This is a genomic window from Parabacteroides sp. KHUB-01 (assembly GCF_056640935.1).
Map to the genome: position 1 here is coordinate 935,856 of NZ_CM153256.1, position 17,649 is coordinate 953,504.

The window sequence follows — 17,649 nt, forward strand, 5'->3', positions numbered from 1 at the left end:
TCACAACTTAAAACGATATCCCAAAGAAACTCCCAAATATCCATTTTCTTTATTGTTATTTACCATATTATGAAAATATGACGCTCCAACAAAAACATTACTGATATCGAAACCTGCTGTGGCTGTCAAACCAGTCCTTGAACCTGAGAAAACTCCACCTTCAAGTCTTAAAGCAAGTTTATCCGGAGATAATGGGATTTGGAAAGAGGCATATATTGGTACTAACAAATCCAGAAAATCTGTCTTTGAATAATAAAGACCTCCACGCAAGGAAAATTTTTCAGATAATGGCAAACCTACCAACATTGCGGCATGAGTTCCACTCTCCACAGAAAGGCTATAACCCATACGAGGTTCAATCTCCACTCTCTTAATTGCCGACGCTTTAAACGACGCAGCTGCAAACAACACTGTTGAGAATAAAATAACAAATCTCTTCATCTTCTTTTCTTTTTAGTAATATTGATTCATTTACAAATTACAAACGAAAGACAAGGTGTTATATTATTTCTATTCTACAATAATTTACTTCAATGAAAACGGAATATAAACAGACAACACTACATCCGACAAACTTCCACGTCGTCCCATAGCAGGGCCATCATTAAAATATTTCATAGTATTAAGACATCCATATTTATATAACAAGCCCAATTCACAACGGTTACTTATCCGATATCCCAATTTTGCTAATACACCCAAATCAAATGCTGCATTAGGAGTAACATACAATGTTGGTGATACGCCCAATCCGACATGAAACCTGTCTGTGACCCTGTAATTCCAGCTGGCTGAAACAGAAATAGGGAGAACAAACTCTATGCGGCTTTTCCCTGGAGCGATACCATAACCGCCTTCCGGTATCTTATCTATATCTTCCAGAGCCGGGACTTTATATTCATATACTTTCATTGCCTGAAAATCCACATTCGCATCCAAATCTATAAAGTTTACCTTCTCTGGCATAAAACGGAAACGATAACCCAATTTACCGATAGGTCTTGCAAAATACTCATATCCGAAACGTTCCTCAATAGTAAACTCCGGCTTATTTCGAGTAACATAACCTACTCCTGCACCAACTAAAACTCCATGCTCAACCTTCTGCGCAAATACTTCAGAAGAAATCAATAATAAGAATAAGAATATAATCTTTTTCATAATTGTATGTATTTGTTTGACTTTTGAATTAGTGCAAAAGTAAATATATAGCCCATATATCCAATAAAATTATACTCTTTTCAATAGGATAGCCCAACTCTGATTATCAATCAATTACAAAACGACCAATAGGATAAAAATCAAAGCGACAAACAACACAACCATCTGTTTATAAACTCCTTAACACAAAGATGCTATAAACTCATAAATTTCCGTATTTCTATCATTTATTTGAAGCTTTTTACGTAAGGTTTGGCGGTATTTATTGATGGAACCGATAGGCTGATTCATCAATATGGCTTCTTCATTTGCTGACAGCTCGAACATGGAAAGGTAACAAACCGTGGTTTCCTTCTCACTCAGTTTACACGATTCCACTAATGACGGAACTATCGGATAAACCCAATTAACTAATTCAACTGCCACCTCCCAATCTTTGGCACTCAATGGTGATTTTGTAGAATTAGGTATAATCTTTGCAGCAAGTTTTTGCAACCGTTTAGTTATAGCAGCGTTCTGCATCATCTCACGATTCTTTTGCTGAATCTGACTGCGTATTTGATCTACCTCTTTTATTTTCTGATTATAAAGTTCCTGCACTTTACGGTTCAACAAATCCTGTTGCGCTTCCTGCCTAGCTACCAAATCCGAAAGTTCTTTTTCTCTATTATATAATAAACTTCTCAACTGATATAATTCATTTTCCCGTTCCTTTAATTGTAACTGACGAGACTTTAATCGTAAACGATATAATACAACTACTATTATTAAACCTGAAAATAAGATAATAACCAAAGTAAAAGAACGTCGGTATTTTAATTTTAAGCGGAAGTGTTCTTTTTCTATATTGATATAATTATACTTCTTCTCCAAACTTAAAACTTCTGTCTTATTTTTTATATCCCTTGAAGAAGTAAAAACATCAACAAATCGTTCCAAAGCTGATAGTGCAGCCTCTGTATTTCCCAACTGTTTTTCCAAATTGAATAGTAAATAAAGTTGAGCTATAGGGACTTCTTTATTCAAAGAAGGAATCTCTATAGATTCAGTCAAATACATCTTTGCCAAATCCAACTTACCTTGTAATAAGTACAAATTACTCAAAGCCAAGTAGCTAGATGCATCTTTTAAAGATAAAAAATCTTTACTTTTCTTCAAATAACTTTCTGCTAACTTATAATCGTTTTTCTTTGTATAAATATTTCCATAAGCATTCAGAACTGCCTGTTTATCTTTCACTTTCCCATACAAAACAATTAAAGAATCAGCTTTTTGTACATAGTACAAAGCTAAATCTAACGAATCTGCAAAGGCATAACTTCTACTCAATTCAAGAAAAGAAATACCTTCACTACGAAAATTTTTAGCTCTATGAAAATAGTTTGCTGCTATTCTATATTTTTCTATTGCCAAAGATTGAGTTCCTTGATAATGATAAGTATCAGCTATATAACCTGAGATATAGCCTAACAATCCCCAATTACAATCTTTTAACGCCAACTCCTGAGCCTGTAAATAAGTTGACAAAGCCTTTTCCGGATTCTTGTCTTCCATATAAGCACGGCCAAGATAAAGTAAAATCCGAGCTTCATCGGAATCTGAACCATGACGATGATAATATCGAGCAGCACGCTCAAGTTGGAAGCTATATGGCAAATCAGTTTGTATGGAGTCTGACAGCAACCCCATAAGCATGCAACGACGTGCAGAACTGCCGGCACTCAAAGTAACAGAACTACCAAGACTATCCAACAAGGCATAAGCTTTCTCCGGAGCAGTTTTATACAACCGTTCCGCCTGTTCCAATTTCGACAAATCTTCTGGGATATCTTTTTGGCAACTAAAGAAAATAGAAATCAGAAACAGCAATAATGTGCAACTGTATGTTTTTGAATATGTCTGCATACTGAGACAAAGATAGACTTTATTTAAATATTATAAAGACCAAAAACAAAAATCCTCATAAAAAACCGAAGGTGTGCCAATTCCATGACACACCTTCAATTCCTATCAACTATAAATTCTATTTATTTGCCACAAAAACTTTAGTTTTTCCTTTTTCAGAAACTGACGCAGGAATATCCGAAGCCTTTGTTCCTCTCTTGTAATTAGGCTTATTGCTCATCACAAAATGAATTTTTACACCATTCTTTATATCATCATAATTAATATAAGACTTAGTATATTTTTCACCGTTGAGATACATTTCCTTTATATATACATTCTCTTCAGACCAGTTGTCAGTCGTCATCTCAATATATTTTCCATTGCTCAATCTCACAGTAAGACCTTTAAGACAAGGAGAACCTATATTATATACATTGCTAGACGGAGCTACCGGATATATACCAAGACAATTGAACATATACCATGCCGACATTTGTCCGCAATCATCGTTTCCGCTCAAAGATCCGGGCTCAGTTCCATAAAAACGTTTGGCAATTTCTCTTACCCATTTTTGGCAATTCCATGGCTCGCCCAGATAGTTATACAAATATGTTACATGATGACAAGGTTCGTTGCCATGCCAATATCCGCCGATACGTCCCTGAATATCATGCGCACCTGGAATATCTTCCGGCAATTAAAGAGTAAACAACTCATCCAGATTCTTCTTGAAAGTCTTTTTTCCGGCAATATTAATATAACCTTGCACGTCATGAGGCACAGTCCATGTATATTGCATGGTGAAACCTTCTGTTATATCACCCCAACCGTTTACGGAGCCAGGTCCTTGATATGCTATCGGAGCAAAAGGAGTACGCCAGTTTCCTTCATAGTCACGTCCTCTCATAAACTTCGTTTCCGGGTCGATAAGAGTCTGATATCCCATGGAACGATTAAGGAAATATTCATAATCATCTGTTTTTCCCAAAGCTTTGGCTGCTTGTGCAATGCAATAATCATCATATGCATATTCCAGAGTTTTGGAAACAGACTCAGCCTCACGGTCAAAAGGAACCCATCCGTTCTCACGGTATTCCGGCAAACAGTCATAATGCTCGTTCATTGCCGTAGTTTTCATAGCCTCATAAGCTCTTTCGTAATCGAAGCCTTTCACTCCTTTCACAATCATATCAGCAAGGACAGACACGGCATGATAACCAATCATACACCATGTTTCATTTCCATAGAACGACCATATAGGAAGCATTTTCTCAACACTCTTGTCATAATGCGCAAGCATTGAATTTGCAAGGTTGGCATTCAACTCCTGATTCACAAGATTCAACCACGGATGGAAAGCCCTGTATGTGTCCCACAATGAGAAAACCGTATAGTTTGTAAAACCTTCAGCCTTCTCGATGTTCTTATCCAAACCTCTGAAACTTCCGTCAGCATCCTGGAACAGGAACGGATGCATAGCTGCACGATATGCCGAAGTATAGAAAGTAACTTTGTCGTCATGGCTTCCTTCCACTTTATATTTGCCAAGTTCTTTTTCCCATAAATCTGCACCTTTCTTTCTCAAAGCATCAAATGTCATTCCATCCAATTCCTTAAGATTGTTCTTTGCGCCATTAGTGCTGACAGCAGAAATTGCAGTCTTTACAGTAACCTCTTCGCCGGCTTCTGTCTCAAAAGATATACAGGCCATCAGATTCTTTCCCCAAGCCTCATTGCTGCTGCGGAATCTGCTAGTATTATAAATTACAGGTTTCTTGTCCTGCATTATTCTGAAATTCTTCAGTTTTTTTGAGAAAACAGCCGTGAAATAAACATGTCTTTCCGGTCCCCAACCTTTGACAAGCTTGTAGCCTGTAATAGTTGAATCATTCTCCATTCTCAGATTTGCCCATTCACAATTTTGCCACAAAGTATGGTTCATATCTATCATTATGAATGCTTTCTCTGATTTAGGATAAGTAAATCTGAACATTCCGCTTCGCAAGCCGGAAGTCATTTCAGCTTTCAAACCATAATCCAGCAAATCTACAGTATAATAGTTTGGTTCAGCATATTCCTTATCATGAGAATATCTGGATCTGTAACCGGCATCAGGATTTTCCCGCGTTCCAGGCTCAAGCTTCATCTCTCCTGTTCCGGGAATAAACAGGAAGTCTCCCAAATCAGGGATTCCCGTTCCGCTAAGATGGTTAAGGCTGAATCCTAGTAAAGAAGTATGATTATACTTGTATCCGGAAGCAGCATCATAAAATTTTGCATCTGTATCCGGACTTATCTGTATACCACCAAAAGGAATCTGAGCTCCCGGATATACATTTCCATAACCGTCAGTACCAACAAAAGGATTCACATACTCGGTAAGTTTTTCTGCATTGGCTGCAGAAGACAATAACAACACAGAAGATGTTACCGTCAATATACTTCGCATTATTTTCATAAAAAGTTATTTTAGCAGACTAGCTGCATTAAACAATTAATCTAGTTTTAAGGCGTACACAAAAATAAGCAATTTTTCAACATTAATAAACGAAAAAAGGAATACGCTTCCGGCATATTCCCTTTCGTGACCTCGGAGGGGCTCGAACCCTCGACCCAATGATTAAGAGTCATTTGCTCTACCAACTGAGCTACGAAGTCAGTATTTCATAATTATTAAGTTTGGTGACCTCGGAGGGGCTCGAACCCTCGACCCAATGATTAAGAGTCATTTGCTCTACCAACTGAGCTACGAAGTCATTCTTAACAACCGTTTCGTTCTCGATTGCGGGTGCAAAGATACGACTTTTATTTTTCTCTGCAAACTTTTCCCAAACTTTTTACTAAAAAAATTTCTATCATTACTCCAGTTCATACATATCAGAAGGGTTTGTCCTCTTCAATGCAACCAGAGAAACATCCTTCCCCACTCTGATACCTTCCTGATACAGACGTGTATCCACAGTCTTGTAGGCAAGTTCCGGATGGTTGTTGTCGCGGCTAAGATGACAAAGCCAAATATTTTTAAGTTCCGGAGTATAATGCGTAGCAATAAATTCAGCAGCTTCCCTGTTGCTCAGATGACCAATCGGGCTTGCCACACGTTCCTTAAGAAACGCCGGATAAGAGCCTTGAACAAGCATTGTTTCATCATAGTTTGCCTCAATGACAAGATGATTTGCCTGGGCTATATATTTACCTACAGTATCAGTGATATGTCCAACATCTGTTGCTATGGTGAATTTGTGATTTGCATATTCAATAAAATAACCGACACTGTCAACACTGTCGTGAGGCACCTGAAACGCAGTTATCCTGAAATCCTTTATCATAAACGGTGTTTCCTTCTCGATAACCCTTCTCGACGTATAAAGCTTATCTTCCACATAGCGGCTTCTGTTGATACCGAAATGCACTCCTTCGGTTGAATATACAGGGATATTCATTCTTTCACCAAGGATTCCTACAGTTTTTATGTGGTCGGCATGGTCGTGAGTGACCAGCACGGCTATTATTTTTTCAATTTCGATACCTTTATCTTTAAGAGACTTCTTTATAGTTCTGAAGCCTATACCGGCATCAATCAGTATTCCATATTCAGATGTGCCAAGATAATAGCAGTTTCCACTGCTTCCACTCGCCAAACTAAAAAATAACAATTTCATTATTATCCTCTCATATTTTTAGCTATGCGCAACAACCTATCGCAAGGCTGCCGGTAGCGTAATTTCACCAATCAATGAGCAATTCATATGCTCTTTCACCTCATCAGGAGTCAAACCGTGTCCGAACAGGAACATTAGTTTTGTCACAGCACTTTCGGTTGTGCTGTCATATCCCGAAACAACTCCGATTTCGAGCAGCTTGTGTCCCGTTTCATAACGGTGCATCTCAACGCTACCGGCACGGCATTGTGTGACATTGACAATCACAATTCCTCTGTCAACCGCATCTTTCAGCATAGAAAGGAACCACTCGTCCATTGGAGCATTCCCGCTTCCGAAAGTTTCCATCACCACACCCTTTATTCCAGGAATATTAAGTATGCTTTCCACCACCTGAGGTGAAATTCCAGGGAAAAGTTTCAATATGGCAATATTTCTGTCAAGCAGATAATGAGGTTTCAAAGGCTTGCGTGAAATCGGCCTGTATATCTGCGACTGGTCATATTTAATATGTATTCCGGCTTTTGCCAGCGAAGGATAATTATATGAACGGAAAGCATTGAAGTTATCAGCATTAGCCTTGCATGTTCTGTTTCCGCGCATAAGCTCGTTCTCAAAGAATACGCAAACCTCAGGAACAATAGGTATGCCGTTTTCCTTAGCAGCCGCAATTTCAATAGCTGTTATAAGATTTTCCTTTCCATCCGTACGCAACATACCTATCGGGAGCTGTGAACCGGTAAGAATCACAGGCTTGCTCAGATTCTCAAGCATAAAGCTGAGAGCCGAAGCTGTATAGGACATAGTATCCGTTCCGTGCAAAACAACAAATCCGTCAAATTTGGAGTAATTGTCAGAAATTATCCGTACTATTTTCATCCACGAATCCGGTCCCATTGCAGACGAATCCATCGGTGGTTCAAACTGTATGGTCTCAACATGGTGACCTAGTTTCTTCAATTCCGGGACATTCTCAGCCAAATGCTGGAAATTGAAAGATTCAAGAACTCCTGTTTCCGGATTCTCCGTCATTCCTATTGTTCCACCGGTGTATATCAACAGAATGGATGCTTTATCTTGCGTAGTGTTCATTTCCTTGTATACATTATTAATATTTATGTCTTGCAGACACTGGTTTCAACCACTAATTCGGAAAATACAAAGATAAATGATTAGCTCTGTTTTGACAAGTTATTCTCCTTTTAAAACCGGCAGACTTATATGATACTTCACAGCAATGGCACGGGTTACAAACACCGTGGCGGCCGATATGAACTGTGTTACCGGAAGAGAAATATTTATCTGTAAACATATATAATATATAATACCGCCTATCACGCATGCCGAAGCATATATATCTTTTCGGAAAATCAACGGTACTTCGTTTATCAGCGTATCACGTAGCATACCACCAAAAGCACCGGTAACAGTGCCCATTATTATAGCTGCCCAAATCGGGAATCCATATTCAAGAGTTTTTGCAACTCCCACGACAGTAAACAAGCCCAATCCTATGGCGTCGAAAATAAATATGGTATTATTCAGCCTGATAACGTATTTCCTGAAAATGATTACGAACAAAAGGGCAAGACCTGTCACAATAAGATAAGAAGATTGTGTCATCCAAAACGGTGTGGCTCCCAAAAATACATCTCTCATTGTTCCACCACCAACAGCTGTCACACCGCCCACCACATAGGCTCCGAACCAGTCGAATTTCTTTGCTGAAGCCAAGCGTATACCACTTATGGCAAAGGCAAATGTTCCGACATAATCACATAAAGTTATGAAATCTATCATTTGTTTTTTCCGGCAAAGATATGAAAAAGAAATATTCTGTTCAACGCAATCTTTTCCTATATTCATCTTATCCAATATCTGCTAAGCTAAGTGCATAAATCGAAAGGGTAGTATATTTTCTTGCAACTAAGCCTTAGTTTGTAAAAACTTAGCTTTAGTTTTTATAAACTAAGACTAAGATTGTAGAAACTAAGTCTTAGTTTTAAACTTAAATAGTGAAGAATGCATTTATTAAAAGGTATTATTAAGAATTCAAGATATACCAGTTCAACGTTCAATTTACTATTGTCACGAAAACAAGAAAGGCTCTTCCTCCCGGAAAAGCCTTCCCTTTCATATCTTACATAAATTAGCGATTATAATGTATCTAACAGTCAAGTTATTTTAAACGTTTATAGCCATATACAGCTCTTTCACCCAATTCTTCTTCGATGCGAAGCAACTGGTTATATTTTGCCATACGGTCTGAGCGGCTCAACGAACCTGTCTTGATTTGTCCGCTGTTGGTTGCCACTGCGATATCTGCAATCGTAGCATCCTCAGTCTCACCGGAACGATGAGAAGTAACCGTTGTGTATCCATGGCGGTGAGCCATTTCAATAGCATTCAATGTTTCTGTCAAAGAACCAATCTGGTTAACTTTGATAAGGATTGAATTGGCACAACCTTCCTGAATACCGCGTGAAAGGAATTCAACATTTGTCACAAACAAATCGTCGCCAACCAGCTGGCAGCGGTTTCCGATTCTGTCAGTAAGTTTTTTCCATCCTTCCCAGTCGTTTTCGCTCATTCCGTCTTCGATTGAATCGATAGGATATTCGTTGATAAGTTTTTCAAGATAATCTACCTGCTCATCCGAAGTACGTTTTACACCTTTTGCTCCTTCAAATTTTGTATAGTCATAGATTCCGTCTGAATAGAATTCAGAAGAAGCACAGTCCATTCCAATCATCACGTCTTTTCCAGGAACATAACCTGCCGCCTTGATTGCTGCAATGATTGAGTTCAAAGCATCTTCTGTACCGTCGAGAGATGGAGCAAAACCACCTTCATCACCTACAGCTGTGCTAAGTCCGCGGTCGTGCAACACTTTTTTCAATGCATGGAACACTTCTGCACCCATACGCAATCCTTCACGGAAAGAAGAAGCGCCGACCGGACGAATCATAAATTCCTGGAAAGCAATCGGAGCGTCGCTGTGAGAGCCACCATTGATAATGTTCATCATCGGAACAGGCATTACGTAAGTGTTAGTTCCGCCAATATATCTGTAAAGAGGAATATCAAGATAGTTGGCTGCTGCCTTTGCCACTGCCAGAGAAACTCCTAGGATAGCATTTGCACCCAAATTAGATTTGGTTTTTGTTCCGTCCAGTTTCAGCATAGCATTATCAACACCGACCTGGTCGAGGGCAGACATTCCTTTCAAAGCTGGAGCAATCTTTGTGTTGACATTTTCAACTGCCTTCAGCACACCTTTACCGCAATAGCGTGATTTGTCGCCATCACGAAGTTCCAAAGCCTCGTTTTCGCCGGTTGATGCTCCTGAAGGAACAGAAGCACGTCCCATAACACCTGACTCCAAAATCACATCTACTTCTACTGTCGGGTTTCCACGTGAGTCCAAGACTTCGCGTCCGATTATCTTTTCAATTTTCATACTTATTCTTGTTTTTGATTACATCGCAAAATTATCCACATTAGTAATAGTATGCAATAACCATAACAAGGTATTCTACACCCAGTAAATATTCTTTTTATAGCTATTTTCAGGTATAAAAAAGGCGTGCCGAAATATAATTCCGGCACGCCCCAACTTAAACTATTAATATATTATAAAGTTATTCAGGTTTTAGTTTCCTGTAAAATTATTTTCCAATCCTTGTCTATTACTTACTTTGAAGCATTTGAATAGTTCTTATTCAAATATTCAAGCAATTCGGCAGTGATATCATATCCGTCCTGAGCATAAAGGATATTATCGCCCATTGTATTACTATATATAATATGGTATCCTTTATCTTTGTTATAGACTTTCAACTGAGCAACAACTGTATCACGAAGCTGTTCGTTCAGTTTCTGCTGCTCTGTAAGCAATTCCTGAGACAAACGAGCATCAAGTTCCTGCAATTCCTGCTGTTTCTGCAACAGACGCTGCTGTTCCTGTTCTGCTCTTTCACGAGTTAGAAAAGCGTTATTCTCAATTTTTCTCTGAAATTCCTGCATTTCAGTGCGTAAGCTGTTTGCTTTCTGGTTTACGCTAGCACGGGAGTTTTCAGATTTCTTTAAAATAATTTCATTCAAATCTTTTGCATAATTGTAGTTCTCAAGCAGAGAATCCACATTTACATAAGCAACAGGCATAGTTCCGTTAGACGCTTCTCCTGAAGAAATGCTCTTTACGGCCTTAGTTTCATTCTTACCTGAGAACTGCATAACAAACAGAATGATAACCGCAATAGCCAGCACTCCGTTAACGACGTAGTTAATGTTCTTCATAAAGTGTTTATTATTATTTTTTATTTTATTTGCTCATTCAGTCTGTCAATCAAATTCTGCTGCTTGCGTTGCAAACGGTCTTCCGTCTTTGCGCAATATATTCCTTTTTTTGCCAGCTCTTTGTTTCCTTCAATATGTGTATTAGGAAATCTACCGTTCTTTTTGAATATAACTTTGACAGACAAAAGAACAACGCATATTAGAATTATAATGACTGTTATGAATAATACTTTCAACATTACAATATTAATTTAGATGCGACTGGCATATCAAAATCAAAAACAAGTTTTATTTTGCTCTGCACTCGCCTTTCACTATATTTGGATAATATAGGATGCGGCTCGGCATATCAAAATCAAAAACAAGTTTTTTATTTTGCTCTGCACTCGCCTTTCACTATATTTGTGGACGCAAAGATAAGAGTTTAAGTGATTACAAAGTAGATTTTACACGTATAATTCTACTTTTTTTGCTAGAATTCTTGTTTTCGCTCTTTATTGACACTTATTATAATCATATTTTAACACAAAAAAGGATATGAACATTACAGAATTAAAACCGGAAATCGTATGGAAGTTTTTCCATGAAATCACTCAAGTTCCTCGCCCATCAAAGAAAGAGGGAAAAATTATAGCGTACCTGGAATCTTTCGCTAAAAAATATAATGTAGATATTAAAAAGGACGAAGCAGGAAATATCTTAATGAGCAAGCCTGCAACAAAAGGTTTTGAAAATCTGCCAACTGTTATTCTTCAGTCACACATGGATATGGTGTGCGAAAAGAATAATGACACTGTGCATGATTTTGAAAATGACCCAATCGAAACTGTTGTTGACGGCGACTGGTTGTGCGCAAAAGGTACTACTCTCGGTGCAGACAACGGTATCGGTATGGCTGCTGAACTTGCTTTGCTTGCTTCAAATGATATTGAGCATGGTCCGATTGAATGTTTGTTCACTGTTGATGAAGAAACAGGACTGACAGGTGCAAAGGCTTTACAGGCAGGATTTATGACTGGAGGAATTCTTTTGAACCTCGACAGTGAGGACGAAGGCCAGATTTTCATGGGTTGTGCCGGAGGAAAAGACACTCAGGCTGTATTCCATTACAATGCTGAGAAAGCTCCAGCAGACTATCAGTATTTCAGAATTGATGTAAAAGGTCTTAACGGTGGTCACTCAGGTGGTGAAATCCATAAAGGACTTGGAAATGCCAACAAGATTCTTGTCCGCTTCCTTTATCTGCTTAAAAAGCAGTCTGAATTTGTTCTTGCATCAATCGACGGCGGTAATTTGAGAAATGCTATCGCACGTGAAGCTCATGCAGTTATCGGTGTAAAACCGGCAGACAAAGAACCTGTTCGCATTTTGCTTAACCACTTTGCAGCTGATATTGAAAATGAATTGAAACACGTTGACAAGAATGTTCGTCTGACTATGGAATCAGAAGACAAACCTTCATTCATCATTGACAACGAAACTGCAACTAAGGTTATCTATGCAATGCATGCTTGTCCTCACGGTGTTATCGGTATGAGTCACGACATCGAAGGCTTGGTTGAAACATCAACAAACCTTGCATCTATCAAGATGAAAGAAAACAATACTATTGTTGTTGGAACAAGCCAGAGAAGTTCTATCGAATCATGCAAGATTGCTGTTGCAAATCAGGTTGCAAGCACATTCCTGTTGGCTGGTGCTGAAGTTTCTCATGGCGACGGCTATCCTGGTTGGGCTCCTAATCCAAACTCAAGCATTCTTAAGGTTGCACAGGAAACATACAGAAAACTGTTCAACAAAGATGCTGAAATTATGGCCATCCATGCGGGTTTGGAATGCGGTCTGTTCCTTGAAAAATATCCTCATCTGGATATGATTTCATTCGGTCCTACATTGCGTGACGTCCACTCTCCTAACGAAAGAATTGAAATCTCAACTGTTGGTTTGTGGTGGAGCCATCTTTTGGAACTGTTAAAAAATATTCCTGCAAAATAATTTGAGGATACATACGTTATAATAAAGGGAGTAAAGTTAGTGAAATCAAAATTTATAAGATTTTCTTAACTTTATTCCCTTTAAATTTGTATAAAAAACTTTTGTTTTGTATTTTTGTATTAATAAAACCAAAACAAAAGATATTTTTTCAATTTACAAGTTGTATGAAACGTATAATATCTCCATTGATACTAATTGCACTGATTATTTGTTCAGCAATATTTTCAGCTTGCAACAGATTGGATGACAACTTCTCAACCAATCCTAACCATCGTTTGTCATTCTCTACTGATACCTTATCTTTCGACACGGTGTTTACCAGCATTGGCTCAGCCACAAAACAATTCATGATATATAATAAAAACAAAGAGCCACTGAATATTGAAACTATCATGCTTGCCGGAGCTGAAACTACCGGATTCAGAATAAATGTAGATGGAAGAAAGGGTGACTACTTCAATAATATTCCTATTCTTGAAGAAGACAGCTTGTTTGTTCTTGTTGAAGTTACGGTTGATCCGAACGGCAAGAACCAGCCTATGCTTGTCGAAGATTCAGTTGTGTTTGTCACAAACGGTATAAAACAAGTTGTAAATCTTGAAGCATTCGGACAGGATGTTCACCTTATGAAAGGTGGAGTACATATAAATAAAGACACTGTTTTCAAGGCAGACAAACCTTATCTGGTGTATGACAGCATTGTGATAAATAACGGCGCCACTCTGCAATTGGAGAAAGGTGTTTCAATGTATATGCACGACAAGGCAAACATAATTTCATATGGAACATTGAAGTCTTGCGGAACTATGGAGAATCCCGTTATAATCCGAGGTGACCGCCTGGATTTCATCCTCAACGATGTGCTTCCTTATGACAGGACACCAGGACAATGGGGAGGTATTTTCCTTAAAAACTCAAGTTTCAACAACTCTCTGAGTCATACGATTATCAGAAACGGAACTACAGGTGTAACCGCCGAAGCATCAAATCCAGACAATCTGAAACTGACAGTGAGCAATTCGCAAATAACAAATATGAGCGAGAATGCTTTCAGTGCAATCAACTGTAAAATGGTGGTATATAATTCTGAAATCACAAATGCCGGGGGCAGTGTTGTAGCTCTTGTTTCAGGTGATTACAATTTTGCACACTGCACATTGGCTAATTTCATCACTCTGGTTCAGCGCACAACAGTTTGTCTGGCATTGGCAAATAATTACAGCAAAGACGGCAACACGGTGAATGCCGACTTGAATGCAAACTTCGACAATTGTATAATTGACGGTAGTTATGGTGCAGGAACTGATAAATTAAATGGTGAAATAGCTATGTCGGAGAATGACGCGGCACAATTCAATTATTTGTTCAATCACTGCGTTGTGACAACTAACGGCGAAAACAACGAACATTTCAAATCCGTAATTTTCGCTAACGACGAAAGCAGACCTGTATATAAACTTAAAGGCGGAGAAAAGAATAAGTATCAATATGATTTCCGCATTGCCGAGGAAACATCTGTTGGTGTAGGAAAAGCTGACCCTGCTGTTTCAGCCTCCTATCCTATCGACAGACTGGGCGTAAAAAGGCTTGAGAGTGTTGCCGGACCGACTATCGGAGCATATGAGTATGTTCCGGAGGAAGAAAAGTAATTATAGCATGAAATTTCACTCCATTATTTTTATATTTATCATAAGACTTCTTGTCCCCGACATTGCGAAAGGACAAGAAGTCTTTCGTGTTTTATTCTATAATGTGGAGAATTTCTTCGATACGGAAAATAATCCGGAAAAGTCTGACGATGATTTCACTCCTGAAGGAATAAGGCATTGGACCAACAAAAGATACAACCTCAAGCTTCAGCAAATTGCCAAAGTTATTTTGTCGGCTTCCGACTGGAATCCCCCGGCTATAATCGGGCTGTGCGAAGTTGAGAACGAAAGCATACTTAAGGACCTTACAGAAAAAACACCATTAAGGAATTTCATGTATGAATACAGGATAACAGACGGAAACGACGTTAGAGGAATAAATGTTGCTATCCTGTACAGAAGAGATATTATAAGAGTCCTGAATCAGGAGAATATTGATGTATTCACGGGAAAAAGACAAAGACCTACTAGGAAGATTCTCTACCTGAATGCACAAACTTTACATTCAGCTTCAATGGATATTTTCACAGTTCATTTTCCTTCGAAATATGGAGGAGAGAAAGAAACGGAAGACGCAAGGCTTAATGCAGCATCCATGATAAAAGAAAAGGCGGATTCAATTATGAATAACAATAAGGAGTCTAACATTATTATAATGGGCGACTTCAACGACACGCCTCAAAGCCGCACTCTTACAGAAGGTCTGAAGGCAAAAGATATGCCGGAAAAAGTTTCAGACAGCAACATCGAAGGTAACAGTTTATACAATCTTTTCACTAATGCCGGAGGAACGCACAAATATCAGGGAAACTGGAGCCAGATTGACCATATAATTGTAAACACTAATATTATATATGGTAAAAGCCGGATAAAGTTTATTGAAGGTAGTAACAGAGTCCATTCTCCATCATTCCTGTTAAAAGCAGACAGGACATGGAAAGGGAAAAGACCTTTCAGAACTTATTATGGATATAAATATGAAGGAGGATTCAGCGACCATCTTCCTGTCATGGCTGATTTTGTAATCGTTCCATAACCGGTTAATGCGATATTCCTGTAAATACATAATAGTGTTTCTTCTGAAATATCTGTTGTTTTAAACGAAATGTCAAATATTTTCATAGCGTCAATGATAAGTTCATGGCTGAGAAAAATCATTTGACTTATAAAATCTAAACATTACCTTTGTTATCACAAACTAAGATTATAATGAAACTAAAACAAATACTAGCTATTTCAATATTACTTTCGGCAAGTGTAGGTGCAGATGCTACGGCACAGACAAAAAAACAATTGCCCAACCCTTTTGATTTTCCAATATTGCTGAGTGGCAATTTCGGAGAATTGCGTGCAAATCATTTCCACTCAGGAATTGATTTCAAAACTCAAGGAGCTGAAGGGAAACCAATAAAGGCAATCCAGGATGGATATGTTTCAAGGATTTCAGTAAGCCCCACAGGATACGGGAATTGTCTGTATATCGACCATCCGGATGGAACTACAACCGTCTATGGACATCTGAAAAAGTTTCCTGCCAAAGTTGAGAAATATATCAAGGAGCAGCAATACGCCAAGGAATCATTCTCTGTAAATCTTTTTCCCAAATCAGATATGTTTCCGGTGAAGAAGGGAGAAATAGTTGCTTATTCTGGAAATACTGGAAGTTCCGGTGGTCCTCACCTGCATTTTGAAGTGAGAGATACAAAAACTGAAGATGTAATGGACCCGATTCCTTATTTCAGCAAGTCGATAAAAGATAAGACTGCACCGCAGATAAGAGGAATAAGGGTATATCCCGTTGAAGGAGGTGGAATTGTAAACAGTTCGTCCAAGAAGCAGAATATTAAAATCATAAACGACGCAAAGTCAAAGAAACAAAAGGCTGAAGCTGTTGAAGCATGGGGTGAAATTGGTTTTGCCATAAAATGCTACGACAAAATGGATGGAACGCCCAATATATATGGAGTTCGCTCCATTTCTCTTTCAGTGGACGGAGAAGAAATTTTCAACAGCGAGATTGACCGTTTTGCATTCAGCGAGACAAGATATCTGAACAGCCTGATTGATTATGCAGACTGGAAGAACAACAATTCTTTCTATATTAAAAGTTTTGTTGACCCAGGAAACAAGTTGAGATTCTTATCTGCAAGAAACAGGGGAATAGTAAATATTAATGAAGAAAGGACATATAACTTCGTATATACGCTGAAAGATTATTTTGGAAATACGACTACTCTGAAGATTCCGGTAAAAGGGAAAAAACAAGATATTCCAACGGCAGAAACAGAAGGAAGAGAATTATTTATATGGAGCAAGGACAACCGTTTCGGAGCAAAAGGTGTGCGTATGCATATTCCTAAAGGAAACTTATACCAGAGTGTTTACATAAAATACTCTGTCCGCGACGATACAACTCTGATGGCTCCAACCCATTATCTGAACGACGAGCCTGTGGCACTGCACAAAAAGGCAATGTTGTCTCTGAAAATAAATTCTGATGCCGATACTTTGAAAAATAAAAAGCAATACGGTATCGTGCAATGGAACAAGAGTAAACAAAGATGGATTGGCGGAACATATAAGAACGGTTGGGTAAATGGAGAAATAAGGGAACTGGGAGCATACACAGTAAGGAAAGACACTAAGAAGCCTTCAATTATCCCTGTCGGCAAGGAAACATGGAACCAGAAAAAGAAAATAGTTTTCCGCCTTACGGACGACCTCAGCGGTGTGGAAACATACAGAGGAGAAATTGACGGGAAATATGCTCTGTTCACAATGAACAATAAATCTGTGATAACATATACCTACGACAGCAAACGTCTCAAACCAGGAAAACATCATCTGAAATTATATGTTAAAGATGCCTGCGACAACGAATCTGTATATGAATATACATTCAGTAATAATTCTGAGACACTTACAAAAGTCAAAAAAAGTAGATAAAGCTTTTGTTATTAATATTTTTTCGTAAATTTGTTATTGTAATAAAACTT

13 protein-coding genes, 2 tRNA genes and 1 pseudogene are annotated in these 17,649 nt (G+C 38.4%); 4 read left to right on the forward strand and 12 right to left on the reverse strand.

What is annotated here, in order from left to right; translation table 11 throughout:
* The 12 genes and pseudogenes from ACYIAR_RS04330 to ACYIAR_RS04385 all read right to left on the reverse strand — a co-directional run bounded on the left by ACYIAR_RS04330 (position 1) and on the right by ACYIAR_RS04385 (position 11,248).
* Entirely contained in the window at positions 1–441 is a 441-nt protein-coding gene (locus tag ACYIAR_RS04330; RefSeq protein ID WP_480332301.1) for a hypothetical protein, read from the reverse strand.
* 84 nt (positions 442–525) lie between these two features.
* Positions 526–1,161, reverse strand: coding sequence for a hypothetical protein (locus ACYIAR_RS04335; RefSeq protein ID WP_480332302.1), 636 nt, complete (start codon positions 1,159–1,161; stop codon positions 526–528).
* A 180-nt stretch (positions 1,162–1,341) separates the two neighbouring features.
* Positions 1,342–2,967 (reverse strand): hypothetical protein, encoded by a 1,626-nt coding sequence (locus tag ACYIAR_RS04340; RefSeq protein WP_480332303.1) that lies wholly within the window; start codon positions 2,965–2,967, stop codon positions 1,342–1,344.
* A gap of 217 nt (positions 2,968–3,184) precedes the next feature.
* Positions 3,185–5,497: pseudogene (locus ACYIAR_RS04345) on the reverse strand (GH92 family glycosyl hydrolase).
* A 136-nt stretch (positions 5,498–5,633) separates the two neighbouring features.
* Positions 5,634–5,706, reverse strand: a tRNA-Lys gene (locus ACYIAR_RS04350).
* 22 nt (positions 5,707–5,728) lie between these two features.
* Positions 5,729–5,804, reverse strand: a tRNA-Lys gene (locus ACYIAR_RS04355).
* A 102-nt stretch (positions 5,805–5,906) separates the two neighbouring features.
* A complete protein-coding gene (locus ACYIAR_RS04360) occupies positions 5,907–6,710 on the reverse strand; it encodes an MBL fold metallo-hydrolase (RefSeq protein ID WP_480332304.1) in 804 nt (267 codons plus the stop codon).
* A gap of 36 nt (positions 6,711–6,746) precedes the next feature.
* Positions 6,747–7,802: an asparaginase gene (locus ACYIAR_RS04365; protein WP_480332305.1), complete on the reverse strand. Its 1,056-nt coding sequence runs from the start codon at positions 7,800–7,802 to the stop codon at positions 6,747–6,749.
* Between the two features lie 99 nt (positions 7,803–7,901).
* Positions 7,902–8,510: a trimeric intracellular cation channel family protein gene (locus tag ACYIAR_RS04370; protein WP_480333552.1), complete on the reverse strand. Its 609-nt coding sequence runs from the start codon at positions 8,508–8,510 to the stop codon at positions 7,902–7,904.
* A gap of 379 nt (positions 8,511–8,889) precedes the next feature.
* Complete coding sequence (eno, locus tag ACYIAR_RS04375) at positions 8,890–10,170, reverse strand: phosphopyruvate hydratase (protein WP_480332306.1); 1,281 nt, start codon at positions 10,168–10,170, stop codon at positions 8,890–8,892.
* A gap of 233 nt (positions 10,171–10,403) precedes the next feature.
* Entirely contained in the window at positions 10,404–11,009 is a 606-nt protein-coding gene (locus ACYIAR_RS04380) for an OmpH/Skp family outer membrane protein (RefSeq protein ID WP_480332307.1), read from the reverse strand.
* 20 nt (positions 11,010–11,029) lie between these two features.
* Complete coding sequence (locus ACYIAR_RS04385; RefSeq protein WP_480332308.1) at positions 11,030–11,248, reverse strand: hypothetical protein; 219 nt, start codon at positions 11,246–11,248, stop codon at positions 11,030–11,032.
* 298 nt (positions 11,249–11,546) lie between these two features.
* Between ACYIAR_RS04385 and ACYIAR_RS04390 the strand changes: the two genes are divergently transcribed.
* The 4 genes from ACYIAR_RS04390 to ACYIAR_RS04405 all read left to right on the forward strand — a co-directional run bounded on the left by ACYIAR_RS04390 (position 11,547) and on the right by ACYIAR_RS04405 (position 17,599).
* Complete coding sequence (locus ACYIAR_RS04390; RefSeq protein ID WP_480332309.1) at positions 11,547–13,004, forward strand: aminoacyl-histidine dipeptidase; 1,458 nt, start codon at positions 11,547–11,549, stop codon at positions 13,002–13,004.
* Between the two features lie 164 nt (positions 13,005–13,168).
* On the forward strand, positions 13,169–14,653 hold the full coding sequence (locus ACYIAR_RS04395) for a hypothetical protein (RefSeq protein WP_480332310.1): 1,485 nt from the start codon (positions 13,169–13,171) through the stop codon (positions 14,651–14,653).
* Between the two features lie 7 nt (positions 14,654–14,660).
* Complete coding sequence (locus ACYIAR_RS04400) at positions 14,661–15,689, forward strand: endonuclease/exonuclease/phosphatase family protein (protein ID WP_480332311.1); 1,029 nt, start codon at positions 14,661–14,663, stop codon at positions 15,687–15,689.
* A gap of 173 nt (positions 15,690–15,862) precedes the next feature.
* A complete protein-coding gene (locus ACYIAR_RS04405) occupies positions 15,863–17,599 on the forward strand; it encodes a M23 family metallopeptidase (protein ID WP_480332312.1) in 1,737 nt (578 codons plus the stop codon).
* The last annotated feature ends 50 nt before the right edge of the window (positions 17,600–17,649 follow it).

Bases quoted from the DNA above. Each gene is read 5' to 3' on its own strand.
- ACYIAR_RS04385 (WP_480332308.1), bottom strand. From the start codon at position 11,248: ATGTTGAAAGTATTATTCATAACAGTCATTATAATTCTAATATGCGTT.
- ACYIAR_RS04390 (WP_480332309.1), top strand. From the start codon at position 11,547: ATGAACATTACAGAATTAAAACCGGAAATCGTATGGAAGTTTTTCCAT.
- ACYIAR_RS04365 (WP_480332305.1), bottom strand. From the start codon at position 7,802: ATGAACACTACGCAAGATAAAGCATCCATTCTGTTGATATACACCGGT.
- ACYIAR_RS04400 (WP_480332311.1), top strand. From the start codon at position 14,661: ATGAAATTTCACTCCATTATTTTTATATTTATCATAAGACTTCTTGTC.
- eno (WP_480332306.1), bottom strand. From the start codon at position 10,170: ATGAAAATTGAAAAGATAATCGGACGCGAAGTCTTGGACTCACGTGGA.
- ACYIAR_RS04335 (WP_480332302.1), bottom strand. From the start codon at position 1,161: ATGAAAAAGATTATATTCTTATTCTTATTATTGATTTCTTCTGAAGTA.
- ACYIAR_RS04330 (WP_480332301.1), bottom strand. From the start codon at position 441: ATGAAGAGATTTGTTATTTTATTCTCAACAGTGTTGTTTGCAGCTGCG.
- ACYIAR_RS04370 (WP_480333552.1), bottom strand. From the start codon at position 8,510: ATGATAGATTTCATAACTTTATGTGATTATGTCGGAACATTTGCCTTT.
- ACYIAR_RS04395 (WP_480332310.1), top strand. From the start codon at position 13,169: ATGAAACGTATAATATCTCCATTGATACTAATTGCACTGATTATTTGT.
- ACYIAR_RS04380 (WP_480332307.1), bottom strand. From the start codon at position 11,009: ATGAAGAACATTAACTACGTCGTTAACGGAGTGCTGGCTATTGCGGTT.
- ACYIAR_RS04405 (WP_480332312.1), top strand. From the start codon at position 15,863: ATGAAACTAAAACAAATACTAGCTATTTCAATATTACTTTCGGCAAGT.
- ACYIAR_RS04360 (WP_480332304.1), bottom strand. From the start codon at position 6,710: ATGAAATTGTTATTTTTTAGTTTGGCGAGTGGAAGCAGTGGAAACTGC.